The sequence below is a fragment of the Marinobacter sp. NFXS11 genome (assembly GCF_040148675.1).
Lineage (GTDB): Bacteria > Pseudomonadota > Gammaproteobacteria > Pseudomonadales > Oleiphilaceae > Marinobacter.
The window spans coordinates 1,084,444-1,110,975 of the sequence record NZ_JAGDDV010000001.1; the positions used below are offsets into that span (position 1 = coordinate 1,084,444).

25 protein-coding genes are annotated in these 26,532 nt (G+C 58.3%); 18 read left to right on the forward strand and 7 right to left on the reverse strand.

The genetic code is table 11. From position 1 onward, the window contains the following. Positions 1 to 690, forward strand: a complete 690-nt coding sequence (locus J3362_RS05105; protein ID WP_014577413.1) for an ABC transporter ATP-binding protein — start codon at positions 1 to 3, stop codon at positions 688 to 690. On the opposite strand, the gene J3362_RS05110 is transcribed toward J3362_RS05105, so the two are convergent. Next, positions 678 to 1,223: a DUF2062 domain-containing protein gene (locus J3362_RS05110; RefSeq protein WP_349518409.1), complete on the reverse strand. Its 546-nt coding sequence runs from the start codon at positions 1,221 to 1,223 to the stop codon at positions 678 to 680. The two genes, J3362_RS05105 and J3362_RS05110, sit on opposite strands and share 13 nt — an antisense overlap. Positions 1,224 to 1,304: 81 nt before the next feature. Between J3362_RS05110 and J3362_RS05115 the strand changes: the two genes are divergently transcribed. The 9 genes from J3362_RS05115 to murB all read left to right on the forward strand — a co-directional run bounded on the left by J3362_RS05115 (position 1,305) and on the right by murB (position 10,229). Beyond that, positions 1,305 to 3,737 (forward strand): DNA internalization-related competence protein ComEC/Rec2, encoded by a 2,433-nt coding sequence (locus J3362_RS05115; RefSeq protein WP_349518410.1) that lies wholly within the window; start codon positions 1,305 to 1,307, stop codon positions 3,735 to 3,737. 72 nt (positions 3,738 to 3,809) lie between these two features. Beyond that, positions 3,810 to 4,436 (forward strand): flagellar polar localization protein PocA, encoded by a 627-nt coding sequence (gene pocA, locus J3362_RS05120; RefSeq protein WP_008169179.1) that lies wholly within the window; start codon positions 3,810 to 3,812, stop codon positions 4,434 to 4,436. A 5-nt stretch (positions 4,437 to 4,441) separates the two neighbouring features. After that, positions 4,442 to 4,867, forward strand: coding sequence for an ExbD/TolR family protein (locus tag J3362_RS05125; RefSeq protein ID WP_014577411.1), 426 nt, complete (start codon positions 4,442 to 4,444; stop codon positions 4,865 to 4,867). Beyond that, complete coding sequence (gene msbA / locus J3362_RS05130; protein ID WP_349518411.1) at positions 4,864 to 6,642, forward strand: lipid A export permease/ATP-binding protein MsbA; 1,779 nt, start codon at positions 4,864 to 4,866, stop codon at positions 6,640 to 6,642. The genes J3362_RS05125 and msbA overlap by 4 nt, the downstream gene beginning before the upstream one ends. Next, entirely contained in the window at positions 6,639 to 7,685 is a 1,047-nt protein-coding gene (gene lpxK / locus J3362_RS05135; RefSeq protein ID WP_349518412.1) for a tetraacyldisaccharide 4'-kinase, read from the forward strand. Before msbA ends, lpxK begins: the two co-directional genes overlap by 4 nt. Before the next feature lie 19 nt (positions 7,686 to 7,704). Further along, positions 7,705 to 7,893 (forward strand): Trm112 family protein, encoded by a 189-nt coding sequence (locus tag J3362_RS05140; RefSeq protein ID WP_008169170.1) that lies wholly within the window; start codon positions 7,705 to 7,707, stop codon positions 7,891 to 7,893. A 26-nt stretch (positions 7,894 to 7,919) separates the two neighbouring features. Further along, on the forward strand, positions 7,920 to 8,714 hold the full coding sequence (gene kdsB, locus J3362_RS05145) for a 3-deoxy-manno-octulosonate cytidylyltransferase (RefSeq protein WP_349518413.1): 795 nt from the start codon (positions 7,920 to 7,922) through the stop codon (positions 8,712 to 8,714). Then, the gene (locus tag J3362_RS05150; RefSeq protein WP_349518414.1) at positions 8,707 to 9,186 is read left to right on the forward strand and encodes a low molecular weight protein-tyrosine-phosphatase; all 480 of its coding nucleotides are present in this window, start codon (positions 8,707 to 8,709) and stop codon (positions 9,184 to 9,186) included. The genes kdsB and J3362_RS05150 overlap by 8 nt, the downstream gene beginning before the upstream one ends. Beyond that, on the forward strand, positions 9,183 to 10,229 hold the full coding sequence (gene murB, locus J3362_RS05155) for a UDP-N-acetylmuramate dehydrogenase (protein ID WP_349518415.1): 1,047 nt from the start codon (positions 9,183 to 9,185) through the stop codon (positions 10,227 to 10,229). The genes J3362_RS05150 and murB overlap by 4 nt, the downstream gene beginning before the upstream one ends. A 55-nt stretch (positions 10,230 to 10,284) precedes the next feature. Here murB and J3362_RS05160 read toward each other — a convergent pair whose 3' ends face one another. Beyond that, entirely contained in the window at positions 10,285 to 12,018 is a 1,734-nt protein-coding gene (locus J3362_RS05160; RefSeq protein ID WP_349519251.1) for a proline--tRNA ligase, read from the reverse strand. 127 nt (positions 12,019 to 12,145) lie between these two features. Here J3362_RS05160 and J3362_RS05165 point away from each other — a divergent pair, with 127 nt between their 5' ends. Beyond that, positions 12,146 to 12,760, forward strand: coding sequence for a TetR/AcrR family transcriptional regulator (locus J3362_RS05165; protein ID WP_502882418.1), 615 nt, complete (start codon positions 12,146 to 12,148; stop codon positions 12,758 to 12,760). Between the two features lies 1 nt (position 12,761). On the opposite strand, the gene J3362_RS05170 is transcribed toward J3362_RS05165, so the two are convergent. After that, entirely contained in the window at positions 12,762 to 13,259 is a 498-nt protein-coding gene (locus J3362_RS05170; RefSeq protein ID WP_349518418.1) for an Lrp/AsnC family transcriptional regulator, read from the reverse strand. 145 nt (positions 13,260 to 13,404) lie between these two features. Between J3362_RS05170 and leuA the strand changes: the two genes are divergently transcribed. Continuing rightward, on the forward strand, positions 13,405 to 15,099 hold the full coding sequence (gene leuA / locus J3362_RS05175; protein ID WP_349518420.1) for a 2-isopropylmalate synthase: 1,695 nt from the start codon (positions 13,405 to 13,407) through the stop codon (positions 15,097 to 15,099). A 91-nt stretch (positions 15,100 to 15,190) separates the two neighbouring features. On the opposite strand, the gene J3362_RS05180 is transcribed toward leuA, so the two are convergent. The 3 genes from J3362_RS05180 to xseA form a co-directional block, all read right to left on the reverse strand. Next, entirely contained in the window at positions 15,191 to 15,400 is a 210-nt protein-coding gene (locus tag J3362_RS05180) for a cold-shock protein (protein ID WP_048494874.1), read from the reverse strand. 316 nt (positions 15,401 to 15,716) lie between these two features. Next, positions 15,717 to 17,591 (reverse strand): propionyl-CoA synthetase, encoded by a 1,875-nt coding sequence (locus tag J3362_RS05185; protein WP_349518422.1) that lies wholly within the window; start codon positions 17,589 to 17,591, stop codon positions 15,717 to 15,719. Positions 17,592 to 17,694: 103 nt separating this feature from the next. After that, positions 17,695 to 19,083, reverse strand: a complete 1,389-nt coding sequence (gene xseA, locus J3362_RS05190; protein ID WP_349518423.1) for an exodeoxyribonuclease VII large subunit — start codon at positions 19,081 to 19,083, stop codon at positions 17,695 to 17,697. A 192-nt stretch (positions 19,084 to 19,275) separates the two neighbouring features. On the opposite strand from xseA, the gene guaB reads away from it, so the two are divergent. From guaB to J3362_RS05220, 6 genes are all read left to right on the forward strand, one after another. Next, positions 19,276 to 20,739 (forward strand): IMP dehydrogenase, encoded by a 1,464-nt coding sequence (guaB, locus tag J3362_RS05195; RefSeq protein ID WP_349518424.1) that lies wholly within the window; start codon positions 19,276 to 19,278, stop codon positions 20,737 to 20,739. A 62-nt stretch (positions 20,740 to 20,801) separates the two neighbouring features. Continuing rightward, positions 20,802 to 22,379, forward strand: a complete 1,578-nt coding sequence (gene guaA, locus J3362_RS05200) for a glutamine-hydrolyzing GMP synthase (protein WP_349518426.1) — start codon at positions 20,802 to 20,804, stop codon at positions 22,377 to 22,379. Positions 22,380 to 22,399: 20 nt separating this feature from the next. After that, positions 22,400 to 22,903: a tRNA adenosine(34) deaminase TadA gene (gene tadA, locus J3362_RS05205; protein WP_349518427.1), complete on the forward strand. Its 504-nt coding sequence runs from the start codon at positions 22,400 to 22,402 to the stop codon at positions 22,901 to 22,903. 9 nt (positions 22,904 to 22,912) lie between these two features. Continuing rightward, positions 22,913 to 23,908, forward strand: a complete 996-nt coding sequence (gene galE / locus J3362_RS05210) for a UDP-glucose 4-epimerase GalE (RefSeq protein ID WP_349518429.1) — start codon at positions 22,913 to 22,915, stop codon at positions 23,906 to 23,908. Between the two features lie 30 nt (positions 23,909 to 23,938). Next, positions 23,939 to 25,282 carry a UDP-glucose dehydrogenase family protein gene (locus J3362_RS05215; RefSeq protein ID WP_349518431.1) on the forward strand — a complete coding sequence of 448 codons (1,344 nt, stop codon included), beginning with the start codon at positions 23,939 to 23,941 and terminating at the stop codon, positions 25,280 to 25,282. A gap of 17 nt (positions 25,283 to 25,299) precedes the next feature. Further along, the gene (locus J3362_RS05220; protein WP_349518432.1) at positions 25,300 to 25,740 is read left to right on the forward strand and encodes an HIT domain-containing protein; all 441 of its coding nucleotides are present in this window, start codon (positions 25,300 to 25,302) and stop codon (positions 25,738 to 25,740) included. A gap of 13 nt (positions 25,741 to 25,753) precedes the next feature. Here J3362_RS05220 and fabR read toward each other — a convergent pair whose 3' ends face one another. Beyond that, positions 25,754 to 26,371, reverse strand: coding sequence for an HTH-type transcriptional repressor FabR (gene fabR, locus J3362_RS05225; RefSeq protein WP_349518433.1), 618 nt, complete (start codon positions 26,369 to 26,371; stop codon positions 25,754 to 25,756). Positions 26,372 to 26,532: the final 161 nt, after the last annotated feature.

A 26,532-nucleotide genomic window follows, 5' to 3' on the forward strand; every position in this document is an offset into this window, starting at 1 on the left:
ATGGCACACTCCGCCCTGGTAATAGACTGCCGTCAGGTAACCCGGACCTATAACGAGGGCCTGGGCAAACTCACCATTTTTTCGGACATCTCGCTCGAAGTTGCACAGGGAGAAACCGTTGCCATTGTGGGAAGCAGCGGTGCCGGAAAAACCACGTTGCTCAACTTGTTGGGCGGGCTCGACAAGCCATCTTCCGGCCAGATTTCCATTTGTGGCGAAGACATTCACCGGCTTTCCGAGGGACGGCGCGCCCGGTTCCGGAATGCCCATCTCGGGTTTGTCTATCAGTTTCATCACCTGTTGCCGGAGTTCACCGCTCTGGAAAACGTGATGATGCCGTGTGCGTTGGGCGGTATGGCGGTATCCAGGTCGAGGGACAAGGCAGCGAGCCTGCTGCAGCGGGTCGGACTTGCCGAACGTCTGGATCACAAACCCGGCGAGCTGTCCGGTGGCGAGCGCCAGCGGGTGGCCATTGCCCGGGCACTGGTCAATGAGCCGGACTGTGTTCTGATGGATGAACCGACGGGAAACCTGGATGAACATACCGGAGAAGGGGTGCAGGCGCTGATCGAGTCATTGAGGGATCAGCTGGGCATTGCCTTTGTCATGGTCACCCATGACATGAAAATGGCCAGAAGCCTGGGGCGGGTTATGCGGCTTGAGCAGGGTCGCCTGATTCAGGAAGCCTGATCAGCCCCACGACGGCGTCTGAGTCTTGCGGTGCGTCGCACCTGCCAGTCAGAGCGAATTTTTCGGCGCCACAGATACTGGATAATCAGGTAGGCCACGCAAGCTGAAACCGTTGCGACCACCAGGGAACCGAGATAGAGGGGAATGCCGATATCCAGCAGCCGCTCGCTGATCCAGGACCACGACAGCTCGAAATCAAAACTGAGCACAGGGCGATCCAGAGCCCAGGCGCCAATCTTGTAGTTGAAATAGAACATCGGCGGCATGGTTACAGGGTTGCTGATCCACACCAGGACCACTGAAAGCGGCAGGTTGGCATTGAACCAGATGGCAAAAAAGGCCGCCGCGAGCATCTGGAACGGCATGGGAATAAAGCAGAACCAGATGCCGACGAGAAAGGCCCGCGCAACACTGTGACGGTTGATGTGCCACAGGTTCGGTTCATGAAGGATATCGCCCAGAAAGCTCAGCGACTGCATCGCTTGCACCTTCTCTGGTGAGGGCAGATAGCGTTTCATGAACTTCTTTGGCATTGGAAGTTCTGCCTTTAGACGGAGTTAGTAGACCGGCTCATCGGATGTTGCCGGTGTTTGTGACATACAGGAGGACAAGGATTGTCCGGAAGTATCAACAGACCGGTGGGCCCTTCGGGCAACTCCGGTTCCGCAGCGCTGGGCGTTATCGCCTTCTCTTGTGGCGTTATCTTACTGTATTGGTTGTCGATACTGCCACCTCCCGCGTGCTTGATCGCCGTGATACCACTGCTGGCGTTCGGCCGGATCTGCCATTCACCGACCTCTGCCAGCTCCGCATTCGTATCTGCGCTTGGCCTCACCGTCGGACTCTCCTGGGCGTCGTGGCATGCCAGTGACCGGCTTTCATCGGTTCTGCCGGCAAGCCTGGAACGCGAGCGTCTCTCTGTCTCAGGATACGTGTGTGACATTCCTTCGCCCGGAAGCTTCAACAGTTTACGTTTCAGTTTCTGTGTCACCCAGTGGCACAACCTTCCCATCCCGACCGGAGAGGAAGCAAGGATGCCGGCTCTGCTGAGGTTAGCCTGGTACGGTCACGGAATAGACCGGCTCCCAAGTCACCGTTTGCGGCTGGAAGTTGTACTCAAGCGCCCCCACGGCACCCTTAACCCCGCCGGCTTTCGCTACGAGGACTGGCTGTTTCGCAAAGGTTACCGGGCCACGGGCAGCGTCCGCAGCGTGGAGGTTGACCGGGATGTCGGGTGTTTCGTCCATTGCCAGTACCGGAAGCTGCATCGTTTGCTCCACCAATGGACCATCGGGCAATTTGGCGCTGCCCGTCATTTTCCGCTGGTTTCTTCGTTGCTCATAGGTCATCGCGGCCACATGGAACAGAAACACTGGGATGTGCTCAAGGCGACCGGCACCATTCACCTGGTTGCCATATCGGGCCTGCACCTGGGCCTTATCGCCCTGGGGGCAGGGTTTCTGTGCCGGCGACTGTTGCTGACTGTTCCGGCACAAATAGTCAGCGATAGCTCCAGGCGTTGGTCAGCTTTCCTGGCAGTTATCTTCTGCTGTCTGGTTTATGCACTGGCGGCGGGGTTTACCGTTCCAACCCAAAGAGCTCTGGTGATGGTCGTGGCCGGTGGGTGGCTGGTATTGATGAGTCGTCAGGCCCCGGTCTGGCACGTTTTCCTGGCCGCGTTGGCTGCCGTTCTTGTGCTGGACCCTTTCGCCCCCCTGGACCAGGGATTCTGGCTTTCGTTCGCTGCGGTTTCCACCCTGATCACTGTATTCTCGTCGCGACTGGCTGGAACCGGGTGGCTGAGAGGACTCGTCCTGGCGCAGCTCGCGGTCTTTGGCGGATTATGGCCAATCCTCGAAATGCTGGGGCAGGGTCAGCCCCTGGTGGGGCTGTTGGCCAACCTGGTCGCCATCCCCTGGGTATCCCTTGTGGTTATGCCAGTGCTTGTCACGGGTGGGTTGCTTGCCGCCTTATTTCCAGACACCGCCCAGCTCTTCATACCATTATTCGATCTAACGCTCGGGGTTCTGTGGCAATTGCTGATGTGGCTTGCACAGTGGGAGGCGCCGGACATCCCGGCCGGCGTCCCGGAGCTTGTTGGCTGGGCGTTGGTGACCGTCGCGGTATTGTGTCTGCCGTTCGCCACGTTCCGCCTTGTGGCGGTCCTTTCTGCGATGTTCTGGCTGGTGTACCCGGCCCCTTCTTCCGAAAGGAATTCGTACGTGGCAGCGCCAGTGATAAGGATATGGGATGTTGGGCAGGGTCTTTCGGTTCTGGTCCGGCACGGGCGCGAGGTTCTTGTCTACGATACCGGTCCCGCCGTTCCGGGCGTGTTTTCGGCCGTCGAATCCACGCTTTTGCCCAATCTCGCGGCCGAGGGAATCAAGCGTATTGACACTCTCTTGATCAGCCACGCCGACAGCGATCATGCCGGGGGCATCGCGGAACTTTCCCGGAACGTCAGGATCGGCCGTGTGATTGCAGGCGAGCCCGCGGCGGTCAGACAGCAGGTTGCCGAACTGTCCGTGCAAGCCTGCAAGCAGGCTGAAGAAAGGCTGGGAGGATTGGTCCTCGAGTTCTGGCAGGGTGAGGGCGCAGAAGAGGGAAACGACGCCTCCTGTGTGTTGCGTATCTACCATCCTGACTCCGGAACTGAGTGGCTTTTGCCGGGAGATATTACCGAACCCATGGAGGCAGAGTATCTGGCCTATATGGCTGGCCGCGAGGACGTTCAGGCTCCTTCAACCCGGGTGCTCGTTGCGCCCCACCACGGGAGCAAAACCTCATCTTCCGAACCCTGGGTGCGCGTGCTGAGGCCAGATCGGGTCATCTATACCGCTGGCTATCGCCACCGGTACGGTCATCCCCATCCGACGGTAGCCGCGCGCTACGCCGGGGTCGGAGCGATTCCGCTGAACACAGCATGTTCAGGCAGCGTGGAGATGACCGTTGTCGATAAAAAGCTGGTATTAAAGGAAATGCGGCATGGCTCCTCGTTCTGGATCGGTGGTCCGGGGCTTGCCCGTGACCAATGTAAAATACCGTGACATTGCAGGTGTGGCCTCCACCGGTAGCTATGCTAAAGTAGCGCGGCTTGCAAACAATCAGGGAGACCAAGCGTGTTCGAGCTGTTGAAAGCCGGTGGCATTCTGATGGTGCCAATTGTTGCCTGCTCCATTCTGGCGCTGGCCATCATTCTGGAGCGTTTCTGGACCCTTCGCGCCTCCAGGGTCGCTCCCCCCCAGACCATCAATGAGTTATGGCGCTGGATCAAGAAGAAAGAACTCAATGGCCGGAAACTGAAAGCCCTGCAGGGGTCATCACCCCTGGGCCGGATTCTTGCCGGTGGCCTGCTTAACGCCAAGCATGGCCGCGAAATCATGAAAGAGAGCATCGAGCACGAGGCGAGCCAGGTCATCCACGATCTGGAGCGTTTCCTCAATCCGCTGGGCACCGTTGCGACGATCACCCCTCTGCTGGGGCTGCTTGGTACCGTCATTGGCATGATCAAGGTATTTGCCGAGATCCAGCTGGCCGGGGTGGGCAACGCCGGCAACCTCGCCGGTGGTATCTCTGAAGCGCTGATCACAACAGCCGCTGGCCTGAGCGTTGCCATCCCGGCACTTATCTGCCACCGCTACTTTATTCGCAGAGTGGATGAGCTGGTCGTCGGCATGGAGCAGGAAGCCATCAAGCTGGTTGAGGTAGTGCACGGAGACCGCGAAATCGACGTGGAAGGAGCCTGAACGCCGTGAAGTTCAAGCGCCAGAGGAGCCAGGAAGTCGGGGTAGACCTGACACCGCTGATCGACGTGGTGTTTCTGCTGCTGATTTTCTTTATGGTTTCCACGACCTTTACCCGCGAGAGCCATCTGCAGGTTGAATTGCCTGAAGCCAGTGGCGAGCCTGCGCCGGCATCCGAAGTGCAGCAGATCGACGTGGTGATCAATGCCGAGGGGCAGTACATCCTGAACGACCGCACATTGGTCAATAATCGGCGGGAAACCCTTGAACGGGGTGTCCGAGAACTGGCTGAAGGCAATAACTCGCTTCCGTTTATTATTACCGCTGACGCCCGCACACCCCATGAATTTGTGGTTCGTGCCATGGACGTTGCCGGACGCCTGGGGTTCGCCAAGCTCAGTATCACCACTGAGCGGGAGGCTGAGAGCCAGTGAAGGTACCCGAGCCTTTACCAGACCCTGCGGCCGGCCTGCCGGCGGGCAGCTGGGATACCTACAAGCGTCTTCTCGCTTATGTTAAGCCTTTTATGCTGGCCTTCTCCCTTGCGGTACTCGGCAACATTATCTATGCCGCTGCATCGACCGGTATGGCGGCAGCCATGGAATACGTCATTGCGGCGATAGAGAACCCGACCGAGCAGAATCGTCTTATGCTGACGCTGGTTATTGTTGGCGTATTCGCATTCCGTGGGCTGGGCACCTTCCTTAGCCAGTACTTCATCAGCTATGTCGGTCGCCAGGTCATCAATGCACTTCGTAACGATGTGTTCGATCGACTGATGACACTGCCCTCCCGCTATTTCGATGACAACGCGGCGGGACGGCTGGTGTCCAAGCTTACCTTTAACGTCGAGCAGGTGGCGGAGGCGACGACCAACGCCGTGACCATCACGCTCCGCGAAGGTCTGACCATCATCGGTCTGCTGGGTTACATGTTCTACACCAACTGGAAGCTCACGCTGATCTTTCTGGCGGTAGGGCCGCTTATTGCCGCGGTTGTAAGCTATGCCAGCAAGCGCTTCCGTAAGATCAGCAAACGTATCCAGGGCTCCATGGGTGATATTACCCACGTGGCTTCCGAATCCATTACCGGCTACCGGGTTGTTCGTACGTTCGGTGGTGAAGATTACGAACGCCAGCGTTTTCAAGAGGTTAATAATAAAAACCTCAAGCAAAGTCTGAAGATGGCGTCGACTCAGGCGATCAGCGTTCCAGTGATTCAGGTGCTGGTGGCCATCGCCATTGCCGGACTCGTCTGGATGATGCTGGCGCCGGAAATTCGCGGTGAGATGACCACGGGTCAGCTGGTGGCGTTCATTACGGCAGCGACGACCATGGCCAAGCCCATCCGCCAGGTCACCTCTGTTCACGCCAAGATCCAGAAGGGCGTTGCAGCCGCTTACGATGTGTTCGAAACCATCGACGAATCGCCGGAGCAGGATCCGGGTACGTATTCGCCGGATCGCGTTGAAGGCGACATCGAGTTTGACGAAGTGGCGTTTCGGTACCGCGACCAGTTGGACAATGTGCTGGAAGGCATATCCCTCAGCATTCCTGCCGGGCAAAGTGTGGCTCTGGTTGGGCGTTCCGGCAGCGGTAAATCCACCTTGGTGAGCCTGTTGCCGAGGTTCTATGAGTACACCGGCGGCGATATCCGAATCGACGGGCACTCGTTGCGCGATTTCTCCCTCAAGGCCCTGCGTAAACAGATCGCTCTGGTAACCCAGAACGTTGTCCTGTTTAACGACACCATCGCTGCCAATATCGCCTATGGTTCCTTGAGAGACTGCACACCGGAGGACATCCGCGAGGCCGCGGCCAAGGCTCATGCGCTCGAATTTATTGATCGTATGCCCGAAGGCCTGGACACCATGATCGGTGACAACGGGGTCATGCTTTCCGGTGGGCAGCGACAGCGGCTCGCCATCGCCCGGGCGCTACTCAAGAACGCCCCGATTCTGATCCTTGATGAGGCGACATCAGCGCTGGATACGGAATCTGAACGCCACATCCAGGAAGCGCTGGAAACGGTTATGCAGGGCCGCACCACGCTGGTCATTGCGCATCGCCTGTCCACCATCGAGAAAGCGGACCGAATCCTGGTCATGGACAATGGCCGTATCGCCGAATCCGGCCGCCACGACGAACTCCTTGCCGCTGGCGGCGCCTACGCTCAGTTGCACCAGATGCAGTTCAGCGAGCAGTCATGAGTGCGGTGCAATCTGCCATGAGTTCGCTGGTTGAGCGTCTCTGGTATGGAAGGAAGCGCCCTCTGGCTTTTCTGGCACCGCTGTCCTGGCTGTACCGGAGCATCGCGGAAGCCCGCCGTCGGGCCGCCTGGGATGCGAGGGATGCGTCGCTCCCGGTTCCGGTCATTGTGGTTGGCAACATCACTGCCGGTGGAACCGGCAAATCGCCGCTCACTGCCTGGCTGGTTTCCGCACTGGCATCCGATGGCTGGCGGCCGGTTATTCTCAGCAGGGGTTATGGTGGTGATGCTGGCCGGTACCCGCTGGAAGTTGCGGCGGAGACCAGTCCTGCGGAAGCCGGTGACGAGCCGGTCATGCTGGCCCTGAGCACCGGGTGCCCGGTTGTTGTTGATCCCCGACGCCGACGGGGCGCCGATTACGCTCTTGAGAAAAACCTGGGTGATGTGCTGATTTGTGACGATGGCCTCCAACACTACAAGTTGCCCAGAGACCTGGAATTGTCGGTATTTGATGGGCAACGGGGCATCGGTAACGGCGCCTTGATCCCCGTTGGCCCGCTTCGGGAGCCGGTTTCGCGACTGGCTTCTGTGGACTTTGTTATCGTAAACGACAAAGAGCTTTCAGAGCAGGCCATGGAAGGCTTTGTTGGCGTTGATCACCCTGCCATATTTTCCATGGTTCTTGAGCCCGCAACCCTTGTTCACCTGAAAACAGGGGAGTCGAGAGCAGTTGGCGATCTCAGGGGCAGGGCCGTGAGGGCAGTGGCCGGGATCGGAAACCCGTCCCGGTTTTTCGATACACTCAGAACCCTTGGCGCGGATGTTACCGAGGCGGCCTTTCCGGATCACCATCGTTTCCGCCCTGAGGATCTGACCAGTGATACCGATGAGTTGATAGTCATGACGGCAAAAGACGCGGTGAAATGCCGGGAATTTGCACCCGATAATGCCTGGAGCCTCACCGTTGAGGCCAGATTGCCGGGACCGTTCCGGGACGCGTTTCTGGCCCGGGTTCGCCAATGTTCCGAGCCGTTAACTTCCTGATATCAAGTGAGTAAGCAACATGGATAAAAAACTGTTGGCGCTGTTGGCCTGTCCGGTGTGTAAGGGCGACCTGAAACTCAACGAAGACAGAACCGAGCTGGTCTGTTACCAGGACGCCATGGCGTTCCCGATCCGCGAGGGGATTCCTGTGATGTTGGCTACCGAAGCCCGGACGCTCTCTACTGATGAGCGTCTGCACAAGCGTTAAACCCAAGTCAGCCAGGTGGTTACTACATGTCTTTTACCGTTGTAATTCCGGCCCGCTATGCGTCCAGCCGCCTTCCGGGCAAGCCTCTGGCAGACATTGCCGGCAAGCCGATGATCCAGCATGTCTGTGAGCGTGCCGCGGAAAGCCGGGCAGACAGGGTCGTTGTCGCCACGGACGATGATCGGATCCGGACCGCTTGCGAAGGCTTTGGTGCAGAAGTGGTCATGACATCACCCAATCACGCCAGCGGCACAGACCGTCTTGAGGAGGTTGCACGGGTGCTGGGTTTCGGGCCAGATCATCGGGTCGTTAATGTGCAGGGTGACGAGCCCCTGATCCCGCCCGAACTGATCAACCAGGTGGCCGACAATCTGGAGTTTTATCCGGAAGCCGCCATTGCCACACTGTGTGAGCGGATCCACGATCCGGAGCACGTGTTCAATCCCAATGTGGTCAAGGTCGTGTTCGATCACAGGGGGATCGCCCATTATTTCAGTCGTGCGCCGATCCCGTGGGCCAGGGATCAGTGGCGGGAGGGCACACCTCTGACGGGGCTGGACACCTCCCTGCCGGATAATGTCGGGTATTTCCGACATATCGGCATCTACGGTTACCGTGCTTCCGTCCTGGCCGAGTTTGTCAGCTGGGCGCCTGCTCCAACCGAGGTAACCGAATCTCTGGAACAGTTGAGGGCACTCTATAATGGTGCCCGTATTCATGTGGATGTGGCTGCCGTCAACCCGCCGGGCGGCGTTGATACCGAAGCGGATTTGCACAGGGTCCGAGGCTGGCTGGAGAAGAGGAATAGCGAGAATGGCTGAACCGGTAAACGTTCTTTTCGTGTGCCTGGGTAACATCTGTCGATCGCCCAGTGCCGAAGGTGTGTTTCGCTCACTGGTAGAGCAGGCGGGCCTTGCAGAGCAGGTCCACATCGATTCCTGCGGCACCGGTGATTGGCACATTGGCAAGAGTCCTGACGCCCGCGCCCAGGAGGCTGCTCGTCGGCGGGGTATCGACATCAGTGGATTACGGGCCCGCCAGTTCAGCTCGGAGGATCTGGACACCTTTGACTACGTGCTGGTGATGGACCGCCAGAACCTGGCGGACATCAAGGACGTATGGCATCAGAATGGCGGCACCCGGCCAGCCCTGTTTCTGGAGTTCGGTCAGTCGGCCCATCAGGAGGTGCCAGACCCCTATTACGGTGGTGACGCAGGTTTTGAAACCGTGCTTGACCTGATTCAGGAAGCCGGCGAGGGCCTGCTGGCGGACATCCGGGGGCGTCTGGCTTGAGTCAGCAGCCGGAAATTCGGGAAAACATAGAGCTGGAGGCGCTGAATACCCTGCACGTGCCGGCCAAAGCCCGTTTTTATGTCGAAGTTCACACCGCAGATGAGCTGGTCCGGTCTCTCGGCTGGGCCTCGTCGGAGGATCAGGAAGTCCTGATTCTGGGTTGCGGGAGTAACCTGGTGTTCGCGGGTGACTTCGCGGGGCTGGTGGTCCGTCTGGCGATTCGTGGCCGGCGTTGGGAGCACATCGAGGACCACAGGGCGACCCTGGTGCTTGGCGCGGGTGAAAACTGGCATGAGGCGGTCCTGTATGCTGCCCGAGCCGGTTATCGCGGTATCGAGAATCTGGCTCTTATTCCGGGGACGGCCGGTGCGGCACCCGTGCAGAATATTGGTGCTTATGGTGTCGAGCTCGGCGATTGCCTGGAATCCGTCACCGCACTGGATCGCAATTCGGGAGAGCTGGTTGTGGTCAATAACGCCCAGTGCCGTTTTTCCTACCGCGACAGCCTGTTCAAGCAAACGCCGGGCCGCTATGTGATCACCGAAATCCGTTTGGGCCTGTCCCGCTCACGTCCTCTGGTGCTTGGATATCGGGATCTCCGGGAGTACCTCGGTGATACAGCGGAAACAGCCCTCGACCCCTTGCATGTGGCAGAGGCCGTAATGGCTATTCGCCGACGAAAGTTGCCGGACCCGGATATGATTCCGAACGCCGGAAGTTTCTTCAAGAACCCGGTGGTTGACGGAGAAACGTTCGAGGCACTCAGCGAGCGGCACCCGGATATTGTGGCTTATCCTCAGGAGCAGGGGGTCAAACTGGCAGCGGCCTGGCTGATCGATCGGAGTGGCTGGAAAGGCTTCCGGAATGCCCGGGTGGGCGTGCATAACCGACAGGCGCTGGTTCTGATTAACCACTCGGGCGGCACAGGTGCCGACATACTGGAGCTTGCCAGAGAAGTTCGTCAGTCAGTAGTTGACCGGTTTGGTGTCACCCTGGAAATGGAGCCAGGGATTGTGGGTGGTTCGGGAAGGGAAAATCCCTGACGGCACTGCTTTATGCAAGTGCCGTCAGAGGCTTGTCCGCGTGTGCGGACAGCGATCAGAGCCCTTTTCGGGGCGATGCGTTGACCAGGAATGGCAGCGCTTCAGCCACCGGGACATCCTGTTTTTCCGCATCCTTTCTGCCCTTGTACTCCAGGGTTCCGGCTGCCAGACCACGCTCGGAAACCACGAACCGGTGCGGGATACCTATCAATTCCATATCGGCAAACTTCACGCCCGGGCGCTCTTTGCGGTCGTCCAAAAGCACATCGTAACCGGCCTGGCGTAGCTGTTCATAAAGCTTTTCGCCGGCCTCGGCAACGGTCGGTGACTTATGGGCGTTCAGGGTAACAATGGCCACCTGGAAAGGCGCAATGGCATCGGGCCAGATGATGCCGTTTTCATCGTGGTTCTGTTCAATGGCTGCGGCAACAACCCGGGAAACACCCAGGCCGTAACAGCCCATGTCCATAATCACGGTTTTGCCGTTTTCATCGAGAACCGTGGCGTTCATGGCAGTGCTGTACTTGTTGCCAAGTTTGAAGATGTGGCCCACTTCAATGCCGCGCCGGATCTCCAGAGTGCCCTTGCCATCTGGGCTGGGGTCGCCCTCAACCACGTTGCGCAGGTCTTCCACCCGTTCAAGCGCAGCGTCTCTCTCCCAGTTCACGCCGGTAAGGTGGAAGCCTTCCCGGTTGGCGCCGCAGACAAAGTCAGCCAGATGCGCGGCACTGCGGTCCACAATGACGGGCACGTTGAGGTTTACCGGTCCGATAGATCCGGGCTTGCAGCCGACAGCCTGTTCGATTTCCTCATCGGTGGCCATTGTCAGAGGCTCGGCAACGCCGGCCAGGTTTTCGGCCTTGATCTCGTTCAGGGTGTGATCGCCCCGCAGAACCAGTGCAACCAGCCCGGAGCTGCCGTCTTCGTCGGGTTCCGCCTTCACCAGCAGGGTTTTGACCGTGCGGGTGGCGTCAATGCCCAGCAGTTGTGATACCGCGTCGATGGTTTTCTCGTCCGGTGTGGCGACTTCCTTGATTTCCTCGGCCGGGGCAGGGCGGGAGCCACTCGGGGCTACTGCCTCTGCTTTTTCGATGTTGGCTGCGTAATCGCTCCCGGTGCTGAACACGATGTCATCTTCACCCGAAGATGCGAGCACATGGAACTCGTGGGATGCGCTGCCACCAATGGCGCCGGAGTCCGCCTGTACCGCACGGTAATCCAGGCCGAAACGGTCGAAAATGGCGCAGTAGGTGCGGTGCATCAATTCGTAGGTTTCGTTCAGGGACTCGGCGTTCAGATGGAAGGAATAAGCGTCCTTCATCAGGAATTCCCGGGCGCGCATCACGCCAAACCGGGGGCGACGCTCGTCCCGGAATTTGGTCTGAACCTGGTAGAAGTTGGCTGGCAACTCCTTGTAGCTGCTGATCTCATTCCGGATCAGGTCGGTAATGACCTCTTCGTGGGTCGGTCCGAAACAGAAATCACGGCCATGACGGTCTTTCATTCGCAGCAATTCGCCGCCGTACTGGGTCCAGCGTCCGGATTCCTCCCAGAGTTCGGCCGGCTGGACCGCCGGCATCAACACTTCTTGAGCGCCACTTTTGTCCATTTCTTCGCGAACGATCCGCTCAACCTTGCGCAGGGTACGCAGGCCCATCGGCAACCAGGTGTATAGCCCGGCGGCCAGTTTGCGGATCATACCGGCACGCAACATCAACTGATGGCTGATGATCTCGGCGTCGGCGGGGGTCTCTTTCTGGGTGGCAATCAGGTAGCGGCTTGCTCGCATCATGTCTTCCGTTTGTAATAAATCTGAAGTGTTAGACTAATGGACAGGCGGCGGTTGGCCCGCCGGAGCCTTTATTTGTCGTAAAGTGGCCATTATTGTACGGAGCCTGTTGCACAAGGTACAGATGATGACCGACGAATCTATTGATGTCGCCCCGCGTCGCCGCCCGGTTCAGGCACGCAGCCGGGAGCGCGTCAACACCATCCTTCGCCATGCCGCCGCCATTTTTCATGAGACTGGTGTCGATGCCGCGAGCATGTCAGCCATTGCCCGACAGTCGGGCATGTCGCTGGCTTCTCTCTACCGCTACTTTCCCAACAAAGCCGCCATCGTCCATGCGATTGCCGAACAGCACGTGGAGAAGATGGAGCAGGCTCTGCGTGAACGGTTGCAGGAACTGAACCTCAGCGATGCGGTAGATGTTCTCATCGATCAGTTTTACGAGTTCTATCGTCACGAGCCCGCCTACTCGGCGATCTGGAGTGGTGTAGAGGCGATGCCTGAGCTGAGGGAGCTGGATCTGAGGGAGCTGTACACCAACGCCCGCGATCTGGACCAGAAACTCAAAGAGGAGTGCCCCCGGATTCCTGATGATCGGCGCTGGACCGCAAGCCTTTTGCTGCCACGGTCCGCCGGCACTGTCTTGCGGCTGGCGGTAACTCTGCCCGACGCCCAGGGTCGACAGCTGGTGGAAGAACTCAAATGCATGGCAAGGGCTTACGTCCGCGAGCTTGTCGCCTGAGTCAGGAAAGGTACCCCAATGGCAGGGCAGTACTGTCGATCACTCGTCGGAGTACGAAGCTGGAGTGCACGCCGCTGACGCCCTGAATGCGGGTAATGCGGTTCAGCAGGAAATGGTGGTAATGGTCCATGTCAGGTACCACCACCTTCAGCATGTAATCGGCGTCCTGGCCGGTAATCAGATAGCACTCTTGCACCTCCGGGTACTCTGCAACCTGCTCTTCAAATGCCGCGAAACGCTCGGGCGTATGCCGGTCCATGCCAATCAGGATAATCGCCGTCAGAGAAAGGCCAAGTTTCTTGTGGTCCAGAATGGTGACGGTTCTGACGATGATACCGGCATCCTCCAGTGCTCGCACACGACGGAGACAGGGCGAAGGGGATAGCCCGACTTTCTCTGCCAGTTCCTGGTTGGTCAGGGCGCCATCCTGCTGGATCTGTTCGAGGATTCGACGGTCCATCTTGTCAATTTTGACGAGGGTTTTCTGATTTGCGGCCATAAAATTCTATGAATCCACGTTGTTCGGCAATGTGTGGATTATAAAATACGTTTTTCGGCCAAAGTTCGCAATCAAATAGCAGCTTCATCACGTTAACATGTACTCGTTGAAGAATTCATTCCCGAAACCGCAAGGAACTACCAGCATGGCTTTCGATCATCGCAAATACGTTGCGTTCAAACCTGTTGCCAAAACCGACCGTCGCTGGCCGGACAAGGTCATCGAAAAAGCACCCACCTGGTGTGCCGTGGACCTTCGGGATGGTAACCAGGCGCTGGTGAAGCCCATGTCCGTTGCGCAGAAAACGCGGATGTTCGAATTGCTGGTGAAGTTGGGCTTCAAGGAAATCGAGATCGGCTTTCCGGCAGCCAGTCAGCCGGATTTCGACTTTTGCCGAAAGCTCATTGAGGAAAACCGCATCCCTGAGGATGTGAAGATTCAGGCGCTGACCCAGGCCCGTCCTGAACTGATCGAACGCACCTACGAAGCGTTGGCCGGCGCCCGCAAGGCGATCGTCCACGTGTATAACTCCACCTCCACGGTGCAGCGGGAGCAGGTATTTGGTCTGGATCGTGACGGTATCAGGGACATTGCCGTCAATGGCGCAAAACTGGTTCGCGACATCGCCGCGCGTCACCCGGAGACCGAGTGGACGTTCCAGTATTCACCGGAGAGCTTTACCGGTACCGAGCTGGATTTCGCCGCGGAAGTGATTGATGCCGTGAGCGAGGTCTGGCGTCCGGAAGAGGGCCAGCCGATGATCATCAACCTGCCTGCCACCGTTGAAATGGCGACACCCAACGTGTTTGCGGACCAGATCGAGTGGATCTGCGACAACATCCAGCGCCGTGAACACATCAGCATCAGCGTGCATACCCACAATGATCGCGGCTGTGCCGTGGCCGCAGCCGAACTGGCGGTAATGGCAGGGGCTGATCGGGTCGAAGGGACATTGATGGGCAACGGTGAGCGCACCGGCAACATGGATCTGGTGACGATGGCCATGAACCTCTACTCCCAGGGCATTGATCCCACGCTGGATCTGTCGGGCATGGCAGAGATCACCGAAGTGGTTGAGGCCTGTACGGAGATTTCCACCCATCCACGCCATCCCTACGCCGGCGAATTGGTGTTCACCGCCTTCTCAGGCAGCCATCAGGATGCCATTCGCAAGTGTCTGGCGCGTCGCAAGGATGGCGAGACCTGGAACGTCGCGTATCTGCCCATCGACCCGTTCGATGTCGGCCGCCGCTATGAGGAAGTGGTTCGCATCAACAGTCAGTCTGGCAAAGGTGGTGTCGCCTATGTGCTGGAGCGGGATTACAACATCAGCCTGCCGCGCTGGTTGCAGATTGAGTTCAGCAAGGTGGTCCAGAGAGAGGCGGAAACCAACGGCGGCGAGATTGACTCCCTGACCATTCATCGCCTGTTCGAGGATCGCTATTTGAAAGTCCACGCCGATTGGGCACTGCGCTCTTACGACCTGCACCGGGACGAAGAGGGCGTTCACGCCGAGGTGTCGGTGGGTCGCGATGCGTCGCCGGTTCGCCTGGATGGTCATGGACTGGGCGCCGTGGAGGCGGTATCGGAAGCGCTGGAGAAGCGTTTTGGCATCTCCATTGCAGTTGAAGCTTACGACGAGTTTGCCCTGGGTGAGGGCACCAATGCCAACGCCCTGGCCTGTATCCGGTTGACCGCAAACGGTATGCATTGCAGTGCAGCGGCACTGGCAGAAGACACGACGTCTGCCACATTGCAGGCCCTGTTTTCAGCGGTAGCACAGGCGGTGGGTGTTGAAATGCCTGAGACGGAGGCGGAGACTGAAACGGCAGGTGCCTGAAACCCTGCCATCCTGACGACACAAGCCGGCACGAATGCCGGCTTGTTGATTTTCCGATGCCCGTGAGGGGCAAAGGACGGAGCGTAGACCCTCAGACCGGGGTAACGTTTTCCGCCTGCGGGCCTTTCGGGCCCTGTGTTACGGTGAACTGCACCTGCTGGCCTTCGGTCAGGGTGCGGAAACCGCTTGAATTGATTGCGCTGTAGTGAACAAACACGTCGCTGCCACCGTCCTGAGCAATGAAGCCAAAGCCTTTGGACTCGTTAAACCACTTAACGTGGCCGGTTTTAGTATCGGACATTGATCTTTCCTGTCTTTCTGTAATTTGCCCTCACGGGACCTTCAAAATTCCACATGGAATCGTTGCTGAGAAATCCAGAGAGTACTGAGGAAGGGGCAACGAAGAGCACTTCGGCAGGACGTTGAAACGCATTCACCAAATACCGCTGTATTTTCACAGCAATTTCAGTATAGACCGACTTTGGGGGGCGTCAACGAAATTTTTGCAGCTTTCGTGAAGGTTTTATTGCCGGCAAAAACAACAGGTTGGGATTTGATTGGGCAAAAATTGCCCGCCCCCGGTTCGGGCGGGGCGGGCAGCATTCACGGTGGCTCTGTCAGCGGCGGAACTGCTCGCTGATTTCCTCCAGGATGGCAGGGTCATCAATGGTGCTGGGCACCGAGTATTCCTCGCCATCGGCAATCTGGCGGATAACACGTCTGAGGATCTTGCCGGAACGGGTCTTGGGCAGGCGATCAACCACCAGAGCGCGGCGGAAACAGGCGATGGCGCCAATCTTGTCTCGAACCATCTCCACCAGCTCGTCTTCCAGTTCGTCATGGTCGATGGTTGCGCCGTCCTTGATCAGAACCAGTCCTATGGGGATCTGCCCCTTCATATCATCGTGCGCACCCACGACGCAGCATTCGGCTATGGCCGGGTGTGAAGCCACAACCTCCTCCATCTCGCCGGTGGAGAGCCGGTGGCCGGCGACATTGATAACGTCATCGGTACGGCCCATAACGAACACGTACCCGTCATCGTCAATGAAGCCTCCGTCGCCGGAGCTGTAGAATCCCGATATCGGTTCCAGATAGGTTTTGCGGAAGCGCTCATCGTCGCCCCAGACTGTCATCATACAGCCTGGTGGCAGTGGCAGTTTTACAGCAATCTGGCCCTGCTCGCCGGCGGGCATCTGGCTGCCGTTCATGTCCACTACCTGAACGTTGTAGCCGGGGGAGGGCACGGTTGCCGAGCCTGGCTTGGTCGCCATTAACTCGATCCCCACCGGATTGCAGCAAATGGCCCAGCCGGTTTCGGTCTGCCACCAGTGATCGAGAACCGGCAGGCCGGTGTGCTCTTTCAGCCACTCATAGGTGGCGGGATCGAGTCGCTCGCCGGCCAGGAACAGCCTTTTCAGTGAGCTGATGTCGTAGCGTGAAAGCTGGTCTGCTTCCGGATCTTCCTTGCGGACGGCCCGGAATGCGGTCGGGGCAGTGAACAGCATGTTCACTTTGTGATCCTGAACCACCCGCCAGAAGGCCCCGGCATCCGGGGTTTTCACCGGCTTGCCCTCGTACATGATGGTGGTGCAACCCGCAAACAAAGGAGCGTAGACGATGTAGCTGTGGCCGACGACCCAGCCGACGTCAGATGCAGCCCAGTAGACATCGCCGGGTTTGGCATCGTAGACCAGTTTCATGCTGTAGTTCAGCGCAACCGCATGACCACCGTTGTCGCGCACCACACCTTTGGGCTTACCGGTGGTGCCCGAAGTGTAAAGAATATAGAGCGGGTCTGTTGACTTGACGGGCACCGGGTCGGCCGGTTCGGACGTTCTCATCAACTCGTTCCAGTCGTGGTCACGGCCAGACTGAAGATCGGCCTTCGCCTGTGGGCGCTGGTAAACGATGCAGGTTTCCGGTTTATGGCTGGCCTGATCAATGGCCTTGTCGACCAGAGGCTTGTACTCGATCACCCGGGTGACTTCGATGCCACAGGAAGCGGTAATCACAGCCTTCGGTTTGGCGTCATCGATGCGAACCGCAAGTTCATGGGCTGCAAAGCCGCCAAAGACCACAGAATGAATGGCGCCGATCCGCGCGCAGCCCAGCATTGCAATGACGGCTTCAGGAATCATCGGCATGTAGATGATGACCCGGTCGCCCTTGGTGATGCCGCGGTTCTTGAGGGAGCCAGCGAACCGGGCCACTTCATCGGTCAGTTCGTTATAGGTGTAGGAACGCTGGGTATCGGTAACCGGAGAATCGTAGATCAGGGCTTTCTGGTCGCCACGCCCTGCACGGATGTTCGCATCCAGTGCCACATCGCAAGTGTTCAGGGTGCCGTCGGGGAACCACTGCCCGTGCCCATTTTCGGTTGGCTGCCAGATGGTTTTCGGCGGTTCGATCCAGTCAATTTTTTCCGCCTGTTCACGCCAGAATTCGTCCGGTTTGTCTATCGACCGCCGGAACTCTGAGTGGTAGTCCATACATTCCACCTCATCGTGCCTGTTGTTGTTTTAATACGTTTCCTGACAACTTTAGGCCGTTTGAAATCATGGACTAGTAGACCATTGGCTTAGTCTTGGGGGTCTAGGGGCCAGTTTCTTCTGCAGATTTGACTGAAGTCACCTTCGCAGTCATTTCACCCCGTGCAACGCGGGCTGAGATGGTGTCGCCGGGGTTAACGTTTGAGGCATCCCGAAGAATGTTTCCGTTGTTGTCGCGCACGATGGAATAACCCCGTCCAAGGGTCGCAAGGGGGCTGACCACATTCAGAGTCTGCGCCGCATGTTCCAGGTTGTCGCGACGCTGTTTCAGGTCCTGCTGCATTACCGAAACCACTCGCTCGCTCACGCGCCGCAGCGCGTCCTGGCTATCCGAGAGCTGGCGGTGCGGCGACTGCATGACCAGTCTCTGGCGCAGGTGATCATTGCGCACGCCAACGGTTGTCAGGCGCTGTCGAATAGCTTTGCGGAGGCGCATTTCGAGCTCATCCATTCGCTGGGCTTTCTCCAGAAGCTCCCTTCTTGGGTCTCGCAATCGGGCGCTCAGATGTCCGAGCTGAGTGCCCAGGCGCTTCAGGGCCAGGCCCATGGCGTTGGAAAGGCGGAATTCCCGGTCTCTTAGCTGTTTGAGCCAGTCTGACTGATCCGGCGAAATCTTTTCGGCGGCCGCCGAGGGCGTCGGGGCCCGAAGATCGGCTACGAAATCGGCAATGGTTACATCCACCTCGTGACCAACCGCGCTGACAGTGGGAATCCGGCAAGCGGCAATGGCGCGGGCGACCGCTTCTTCATTGAAGCACCAGAGATCCTCCAGGGAGCCACCGCCACGGCCGATAATCAGGACATCGGCAACGCCGTGGTTCTGTGCGGCTTCGATGGCTCGTACGATGTCAGCGGTAGCCGCCTTGCCCTGAACGGCAGTGGGGTAGAGCGTCACTGGTATAGCGGGGCATCGCCGGGCGAGAACGGTGAGTATGTCGTGGATCGCGGCGCCGGTGGGTGAGGTCACCACACCGATGTGCCTGGGCAGTGAGGGCAGAGGTTTCTTGCGGGCCGGTTCAAACAGCCCTTCGGCCAGCAATCTCCGTTTGAGTTCCTCGAAGGCCTGTTGGAGGGCGCCGAGCCCCGCCGGCTCAACGTGTTCAACGATAATCTGGAAGTCGCCGCGGTTCTCGTAAAGAGTGACCTTGCCGCGGATCCGTACCTGATCGCCCTCCTTCGGTGGTGTGCGGATGCGCTGGTTCATGCCCCGGAACATGGCGCATCGCACCTGGCATTTCCGGTCTTTCAGGGAAAAATACCAGTGGCCGGACGAGGGGCGAGAAAATCCGGAGAGTTCACCTTCCACCCACACCTGCATAAAGCTCGATTCCAGAAGATGTCTGGCCTGGTGGTTGAGCTCGCTGACGCTGAGTGCCCGGGGGCGGGTGTCCTGAAGGTGCGGCGTCGCCGGTCCTGATCCGTCGTTATACATACGCAATAGCCGAAAAGAGGGAGGGTAAAAATAGCCAAATTTCAAAAAGATGCAATGGAACCTTAAAAAAGGGCCGGTTTACTGTCTTCGAGAGCCCCATTATAATAGATCGATTAAGGATTTTGCTTTGTCGTACCGCCGCGGGTACGGCACGGAAATTCCCAACTTAGCACGATCAAAAGGCGGATCCCAATGCTGCGAATTGCCGAAGAAGCCCTCACATTTGATGACGTTCTGCTGGTTCCCGGATATTCAGAAGTGCTGCCCCACGAGGTCAGCCTGCAAACCCAGCTGACCAAGGGTATCACCCTCAACATTCCTCTTCTGTCCTCCGCCATGGATACCGTTACCGAGGCAGAATTGGCCATCGCCATGGCTCAGGAAGGCGGTATCGGCATCATGCACAAGAACATGACCGTTGAGCAACAGGCGGCAGCTGTCCGCAAGGTCAAGAAGTTCGAGAGCGGTGTGGTGAAGGATCCGATTACAGTTTCGCCCGAGACAACGGTTCGCGAACTGGTTGATATCACCATGGCGAACAGCATTTCCGGTCTTCCGGTGGTGGATGGCCACGACCTGATCGGTATCGTCACTGGTCGCGACATCCGTTTTGAAAGCCGGATGGACACGCTGGTTCGGGATATCATGACGCCGAAGGAAAAGCTGGTTACGGTCAAGGAAGGTGCCTGTCTCGAGGAAGTGAAAGAGCTGCTGCATCGCCACCGGATCGAGAAGGTTCTGGTCGTTAACGATAACTTCGAGCTGCGCGGCCTGATCACGGTCAAGGATATCCAGAAGGCGAAAGATTACCCGCTGGCGTGTAAAGACGACCAGGGTCGTTTGAGAGTTGGCGCGGCCGTGAGCACCGGTGGCGACACCGAAGCGCGTATCACCGCACTGGCCGAGGCCGGGGTCGACGTGATCGTGGTGGATACCGCTCACGGTCATTCCCGCGGCGTTATGGAGCGCGTCCGCTTTATCAAGAAGAATTTCCCTGATGTTCAGGTGATTGGCGGCAACATCGCCACGTCACACGCCGCGCTCGCCCTGGCGGAAGCCGGCGCGGATGCAGTAAAGGTGGGCATTGGCCCCGGTTCCATCTGCACCACCCGCATTGTGGCGGGTATTGGCGTGCCCCAGATTTCCGCGGTTTCCAACGTGGCAGCAGCCCTGAAGGAACACGGAGTCCCGGTAATCGCCGATGGCGGTATCCGTTTTTCCGGTGATATCGCCAAAGCCATTGCCGCTGGCGCCCATAGCGTCATGATCGGCAGCCTGTTGGCAGGTACCGATGAGGCACCCGGCGAAGTGGAGTTGTTCCAGGGCCGCAGTTATAAGGCCTATCGCGGCATGGGTTCCATCGGCGCCATGGGGCAGGGCTCCAGCGACCGTTACTTCCAGGATGCCAGTAAAGGTATCGAGAAACTGGTTCCTGAAGGCATCGAAGGCCGCGTCGCCTGCAAAGGCCCGATGCGTAACATCGTTCACCAACTGGTTGGTGGCCTGCGGGCTGCCATGGGCTACACCGGTAGTGCCACCATGGACGAAATGCGCACCAAGCCCGAATTCGTGCGCATCACCAACGCGGGTATGCGTGAGAGCCACGTGCACGATGTGACCATCACCAAAGAATCGCCCAACTATCGTATCGGTTAACCATTGCCCTACCAGACGCGGCCCCCAGAGGGCCGCGTTGTTTATTCAGCCCCGAGGACTCCATGGCCCAGAACATCCACGACCACCGCATCCTGATTCTCGATTTCGGTTCCCAGTACACCCAGCTGATTGCCCGCCGTGTTCGCGAGATCGGCGTTTACTGTGAGATCAAAGCGTTCGATATCACTGATGACGAGCTTAATGAGTTCAATCCGAAGGGGATTATTCTTGCAGGCGGTCCGGAGTCGGTAACCCAGCTGGGCGGTCCCCGGGCGCCGGAAGGGCTGTTTGACCGCGGTATCCCGATTCTCGGCATCTGCTACGGCATGCAGACTATGGCGGAGCAGCTCGGCGGCCGCGTTGCCAGTTCCGAGAAGCGCGAGTTTGGTTATGCCCAGGTGAAGGTTCGCGCCAAGGGTCCGCTGCTGGCGGATATCACGGATCATCTGACGCCGGCTGGTGAGTCCCTGCTGGACGTGTGGATGAGCCACGGTGACAAGGTGGTGGCGATGCCTGAAGGCTTCGAGCTACTGGCCTCTACCGAGAGCGCGCCAATTTCTGCGATGCAGGATCTCAGCAGGAACCTGTTCGGCGTCCAGTTCCACCCCGAAGTAACCCACACCCTTCAGGGCAAGCGGATTCTCGAGCATTTCATCCTGACTATCTGTAAATGCGAAGCCCTCTGGACACCGGCCAAGATCGTCGATGATGCGGTTCGGCAAATTCGCGAGCAAGTCGGCAGCGACAAGGTATTGCTGGGCTTGTCCGGTGGCGTCGATTCCTCGGTGACGGCAGCGCTGCTGCACCGCGCAATCGGTGATCAGCTGACGTGTGTGTTTGTGGACAACGGTCTCCTGCGTCTTCATGAAGGCGATCAGGTGATGGACATGTTCGCCAGCAACATGGGCGTAAAAGTGATTCGGGTTGATGCCGAAGACCTGTTCCTGTCGAAGCTCAAAGGGGTCAATGATCCAGAGCAGAAACGCAAGATCATCGGCAATACCTTTATCGACGTGTTCGACGACGAGGCCGCCAATATCAAGGACGTGAACTGGCTGGCACAGGGTACGATCTATCCGGATGTGATCGAGTCTGCCGCGTCGAAGACCGGCAAGGCGCACGTTATCAAATCCCACCACAACGTCGGCGGCCTGCCGGAAACCATGAAGATGAAGCTGGTGGAGCCGTTGCGGGAGCTGTTCAAAGACGAAGTGCGCCGGATCGGCCTTGAGCTCGGTTTGCCCTACGACATGGTTTACCGCCACCCGTTCCCGGGGCCGGGTCTGGGCGTGCGTATTCTCGGTGAAGTTAAAAAGGAATATGCCGATATCCTGCGCCGCGCCGACGCCATTTTCCTGGAAGAGCTCCACCGTGCGGATTTCTACCACAAGACGAGCCAGGCCTTTGCGGTATTCCTGCCGGTCAAGTCGGTTGGCGTGGTAGGTGACGCCCGCCGCTACGAGTACGTGGTGGCTCTTCGTGCTGTTGAAACCATCGATTTCATGACCGCACGCTGGGCGCATCTGCCTTACGATCTCCTTGAGACCGTTTCCAACCGGATCATCAATGAGATTACCGGTGTATCCCGGGTGACCTACGATGTTTCGTCCAAGCCGCCGGCAACCATCGAGTGGGAATAATCGACGGGTGAGCCGGTCCGATGTCTGAGGCGACGCCGGAAGACGAGCGCTGGATGAATCGCGCGCTTCAGCTGGCTGGTGAGGCTGCAGCAAAGGGCGAAGTGCCTGTCGGTGCCGTGGTGGTTCTGGAGGGCAACGAAATCGGCGCGGGTTTTAACGCGCCGATTTCCGGTTGCGACCCCACGGCCCATGCCGAAATCAGGGCGCTGCGCGATGCCGCCGCCCGGGTGGGCAATTATCGGCTGCCGGATGCCACGCTTTACGTTACTCTGGAGCCCTGTACCATGTGCGTGGGTGCCATCGTCCACGGCAGAATCAGTCGGCTTGTCTACGGGGCACGTGAGCCCAAGGCCGGTGCGATAGAGTCTGCACGCCGGACGCTTGAAGAGCCCCATCTGAACTGGGACGTGACGGCCGTTGGCGGTGTTCTCTCAGAACGGTGCAGCCAGGTGATCAGTGAGTTTTTCAGTCGGCGACGGGCAGAGATCCGGCGTCTGCGCAAACAGAATTCAGGGAAGGAGTAGTTTTCGCCTATGAAAGTCCTCGTTACCGGCGGAGCCGGATATATTGGCAGTCACGTGGTCCGTCAGCTGGGTCAGGCCGGTCACGATATCGTTGTTTTCGATAACCTCTCCACTGGCTACCGCTGGGCGGTCACCGCCGGCGAACTGGTGGTCGGGGATCTGGCCGATGAAGCGGCAATCGAAGATCTGTTCTCCCGTCACCGGTTTGAGGCGGTTCTGCATTTCGCTGCCAACATTGTGGTGCCGGAGTCTGTCGCCAACCCCCTGAAGTACTACAGCAACAATACCCGCAATACCCTGAACCTCCTGAAAGCTGTCGAAAAGCACGAAGTGCCGTACATGGTGTTTTCCTCCACCGCGGCCGTCTATGGTATGCCCGAGCAGACGGTGCTCACTGAGGATCTGCCGCTGGCCCCGATCAACCCCTACGGCGCGTCCAAGATGATGAGCGAGCGGATGATCATGGATCTGGCCGCAGCCACCAGCCTCAATTATGTGATTCTCCGTTACTTCAATGTGGCAGGCGCGAATCCGGAAGGGCTGCTGGGACAGGCCACACCTGAAGCCACGCATCTGATAAAGGTCGCCTGTGAGTGCGTGACGGAACAGCGGGAAGGCATGAGTGTCTTCGGCACCGATTACGATACCCGGGACGGCACCTGCATCCGCGACTACATCCACGTGGAGGACCTGGCCAAGGCCCACGTGATGGCGCTGGACTACATGGCAGATGGTGGTCATTCTAACGTCATGAACTGCGGTTATGGTCGCGGCTTTACGGTCCGGGAAGTGATTGATGTGGTCAAGGCGCAATCCGGTGTTGATTTTCCGGTCACCGAAACCGGCCGCCGCGCCGGCGACCCGTCAGCATTGATGGCGGACAACACGCTTATCCGCCAGACCCTGGGCTGGCAGCCGGACTACGACAATCTGGATACCATTGTCGGCACAGCTCTGGCTTGGGAAGCGATCTGGCAGAAGAAAAAAGCTGACGACGCCCCATAACTTTTCTGTATTTGTATCGGGATTTAACGGATGAAAATTACGATTTTTGGGACCGGCTATGTCGGTCTGGTTACTGGCGCTTGCCTGGCGGATGTGGGTCACAACGTTTTGTGTATGGACGTGGACCAGGGCAAAATTGAAAAGCTCAAGAATGGCCAGATTCCCATCTATGAGCCAGGCCTTGAAAATATCGTAAAGCACACCGTTGAGGCGGGCCGCCTTTCGTTCACCACAGATAGCGCGGAGGCCGTTCGTCACGGCACACTCCAGTTTATCGCCGTGGGCACCCCCCCGGATGAAGACGGCTCTGCCGACCTCCAGTATGTGACTGCCGTAGCCCGTTCCATTGGTGAACACATGGAGGACTACAAGGTAGTGGTCGACAAGTCCACGGTACCGGTGGGCACCGGTGACAAGGTCCGGGCTTCGGTTCGCGCCCAGCTGGACCGACGTGGCCTGGAACTGGATTTTGATGTGGTGTCCAACCCCGAGTTTCTCAAGGAAGGGGCGGCTATCAACGATTTCATGAAGCCTGACCGCATTGTTGTCGGTACCGACAGCGAGCGGGCTGCGGAACTGCTGCGGGAGGTCTACTACCCGTTCAACCGGAATCATGACCGCATGATCTTTATGGACCTGCGGTCTGCCGAGCTCACCAAGTATGCGGCCAACTCCATGCTGGCCACCAAGATCAGCTTTATGAACGAAATCGCCAACCTGGCAGAGCGACTGGGCGCTGATATCGAAGCCGTGCGCCGAGGCATTGGTTCCGACCCGCGGATTGGTTATCACTTCATCTACCCTGGTTGCGGTTACGGCGGTTCCTGCTTCCCGAAAGATGTTCAGGCCCTGGCCCGAACCGCCAGCGACTGTGGCTATGAAGCCCGCCTGCTCAATGCGGTTGAATCGGTGAACTACGCCCAGAAACACGTGTTGTTCGACAAGATCAGCCACTATTTTGGTGGTGAGCTCAATGGCAAGATCGTTGCGCTTTGGGGACTGGCGTTCAAACCGAATACCGACGATATGCGCGAAGCTTCTTCCCGCACATTGATGGAAGATCTCTGGAAAGCCGGCGCCAGAGTACAGGCTTTTGATCCGGAGGCCATGGAGGAAACCCAGCGAATCTACGGTGATCAGGATGGCCTGACCCTGTGCGGCACCAAAGAGCAGGCGCTTAAAGGGGCAGATGTTCTCGCTATCTGCACCGAGTGGAAAGAGTTCCGGTCGCCGGACTTCGAATCCATTGCTGCGACCATCCGTGAGCCTGTGGTCTTTGATGGCCGCAATCTCTACGAGCCGGATATGCTGGATCGCTACGGCCTCATTTACTATGCCATTGGTCGTGGCCGCACCCAGTTCCACTCCGAGTAAACCCAGATAATCGGAGGATGAGTATGAGCGAACCGGCAGTTTTCCGGTTACACGAGCGACTGAAGGCCGACACGATTGGCCTTGGAAGCACCTCGCTTTGTGAAATCCGACTGATGAATGACAGCACCTGGCCTTGGGTGCTGTTGGTGCCGGCGGTCGCCGGCATCCGTGAGATCTACCAGTTGTCGGCGGACCAGCAGCACCAGTTGGTCCGCGAGTCCTCCGCGCTCAGCGAAGCCATGATGGATGTCTTCGGCGGCGACAAGATGAACGTCGCAGCCCTTGGCAACATGGTGCCCCAGCTTCATCTTCATCATATCGTTAGGTTTGAGGGTGACCCGGCATGGCCGGGCCCGGTGTGGGGCAAGCAGGCGCCGGTTGCGTATTCCGATGAGGGGCTGGAGCAGGTTCGCTCAAAGCTGGCGCCGGTTCTTGCTCAGCTTAAGGCCGGTGTCTAGTTCGAAATAGGGGTTAGTTGCGTTTCGCCAGAGTCTGGGAGCCGACCAGGATCATTCGGAGCTCGGTTTTCAGCTTGGCCTTCAGCTCATCACGTTCGGAAGCGGTTGCATCCAGTGCTTCTGCGCCCTGATTGAAGACCAGTGTTACCATGGTCTCGGCCACCAGCCTGGCCTCTGAGAGGGGCTTGTTCTGCTCGTCGGCGATCCGGCGGAGGTCATCCGCCAGTTCGGTCGCAAAGTGGTCAATCTCGGCTTTTACGGCTGTCCGAAAAGGCTTGGAGACCCCTGTTCGTTCCCGCAGCATCAGGCGAAACAGATTTGCATTGTTACCCAGGTACTCCATGAAGGTTTCTACGGAAGTGGAAATGGCGCTGCCGCCATCCCGCGCAATCCGTTTGCGGGCCTGACGCATCAGTTGTCGCAGGGCAACGCCACCTTCGTCCACCAGAGCAAGCCCCAGCTCATCGAGCTCCGCAAAGTGCCGGTAGAAAGAAGTGGGGGCGATCCCGGCTTCCCGGGCAACTTCCCTCAAGCTGAGGCTGCCAAAGCCCCGATCCGCACTGAGCTGCGAGAGCGCCGCATCCATCAATGCCCGCCGGGTTTTCAGTTTCTGCTCCGCTCTGGTTGCCAAGGTGAGACTCCATCCTTACGCCGTTAAAAATCAGCATTCTAGTCCTCTAATACCCCACAGTCATCCTGGCTTCCAATTTACACTTCAGGGGCGCCTGATTTTCACCGCTATTGTGTTTATAATGGGCGGCTTTTCGAGTAAGGTCGCGAGTTAATTTTTGC

Coding starts and splice junctions, on each gene's coding strand:
- J3362_RS05105 (WP_014577413.1), top strand. CDS start 1: ATGGCACACTCCGCCCTGGTAATAGACTGCCGTCAGGTAACCCGGACC.
- J3362_RS05110 (WP_349518409.1), bottom strand. CDS start 1,223: ATGCCAAAGAAGTTCATGAAACGCTATCTGCCCTCACCAGAGAAGGTG.
- lpxK (WP_349518412.1), top strand. CDS start 6,639: ATGAGTGCGGTGCAATCTGCCATGAGTTCGCTGGTTGAGCGTCTCTGG.
- J3362_RS05140 (WP_008169170.1), top strand. CDS start 7,705: ATGGATAAAAAACTGTTGGCGCTGTTGGCCTGTCCGGTGTGTAAGGGC.
- kdsB (WP_349518413.1), top strand. CDS start 7,920: ATGTCTTTTACCGTTGTAATTCCGGCCCGCTATGCGTCCAGCCGCCTT.
- J3362_RS05150 (WP_349518414.1), top strand. CDS start 8,707: ATGGCTGAACCGGTAAACGTTCTTTTCGTGTGCCTGGGTAACATCTGT.
- J3362_RS05160 (WP_349519251.1), bottom strand. CDS start 12,018: ATGCGAGCAAGCCGCTACCTGATTGCCACCCAGAAAGAGACCCCCGCC.
- J3362_RS05165 (WP_502882418.1), top strand. CDS start 12,146: ATGACCGACGAATCTATTGATGTCGCCCCGCGTCGCCGCCCGGTTCAG.
- J3362_RS05170 (WP_349518418.1), bottom strand. CDS start 13,259: ATGGCCGCAAATCAGAAAACCCTCGTCAAAATTGACAAGATGGACCGT.
- leuA (WP_349518420.1), top strand. CDS start 13,405: ATGGCTTTCGATCATCGCAAATACGTTGCGTTCAAACCTGTTGCCAAA.
- J3362_RS05180 (WP_048494874.1), bottom strand. CDS start 15,400: ATGTCCGATACTAAAACCGGCCACGTTAAGTGGTTTAACGAGTCCAAA.
- J3362_RS05185 (WP_349518422.1), bottom strand. CDS start 17,591: ATGGACTACCACTCAGAGTTCCGGCGGTCGATAGACAAACCGGACGAA.
- xseA (WP_349518423.1), bottom strand. CDS start 19,083: ATGTATAACGACGGATCAGGACCGGCGACGCCGCACCTTCAGGACACC.
- guaB (WP_349518424.1), top strand. CDS start 19,276: ATGCTGCGAATTGCCGAAGAAGCCCTCACATTTGATGACGTTCTGCTG.
- guaA (WP_349518426.1), top strand. CDS start 20,802: ATGGCCCAGAACATCCACGACCACCGCATCCTGATTCTCGATTTCGGT.
- tadA (WP_349518427.1), top strand. CDS start 22,400: ATGTCTGAGGCGACGCCGGAAGACGAGCGCTGGATGAATCGCGCGCTT.
- galE (WP_349518429.1), top strand. CDS start 22,913: ATGAAAGTCCTCGTTACCGGCGGAGCCGGATATATTGGCAGTCACGTG.
- J3362_RS05215 (WP_349518431.1), top strand. CDS start 23,939: ATGAAAATTACGATTTTTGGGACCGGCTATGTCGGTCTGGTTACTGGC.
- J3362_RS05220 (WP_349518432.1), top strand. CDS start 25,300: ATGAGTATGAGCGAACCGGCAGTTTTCCGGTTACACGAGCGACTGAAG.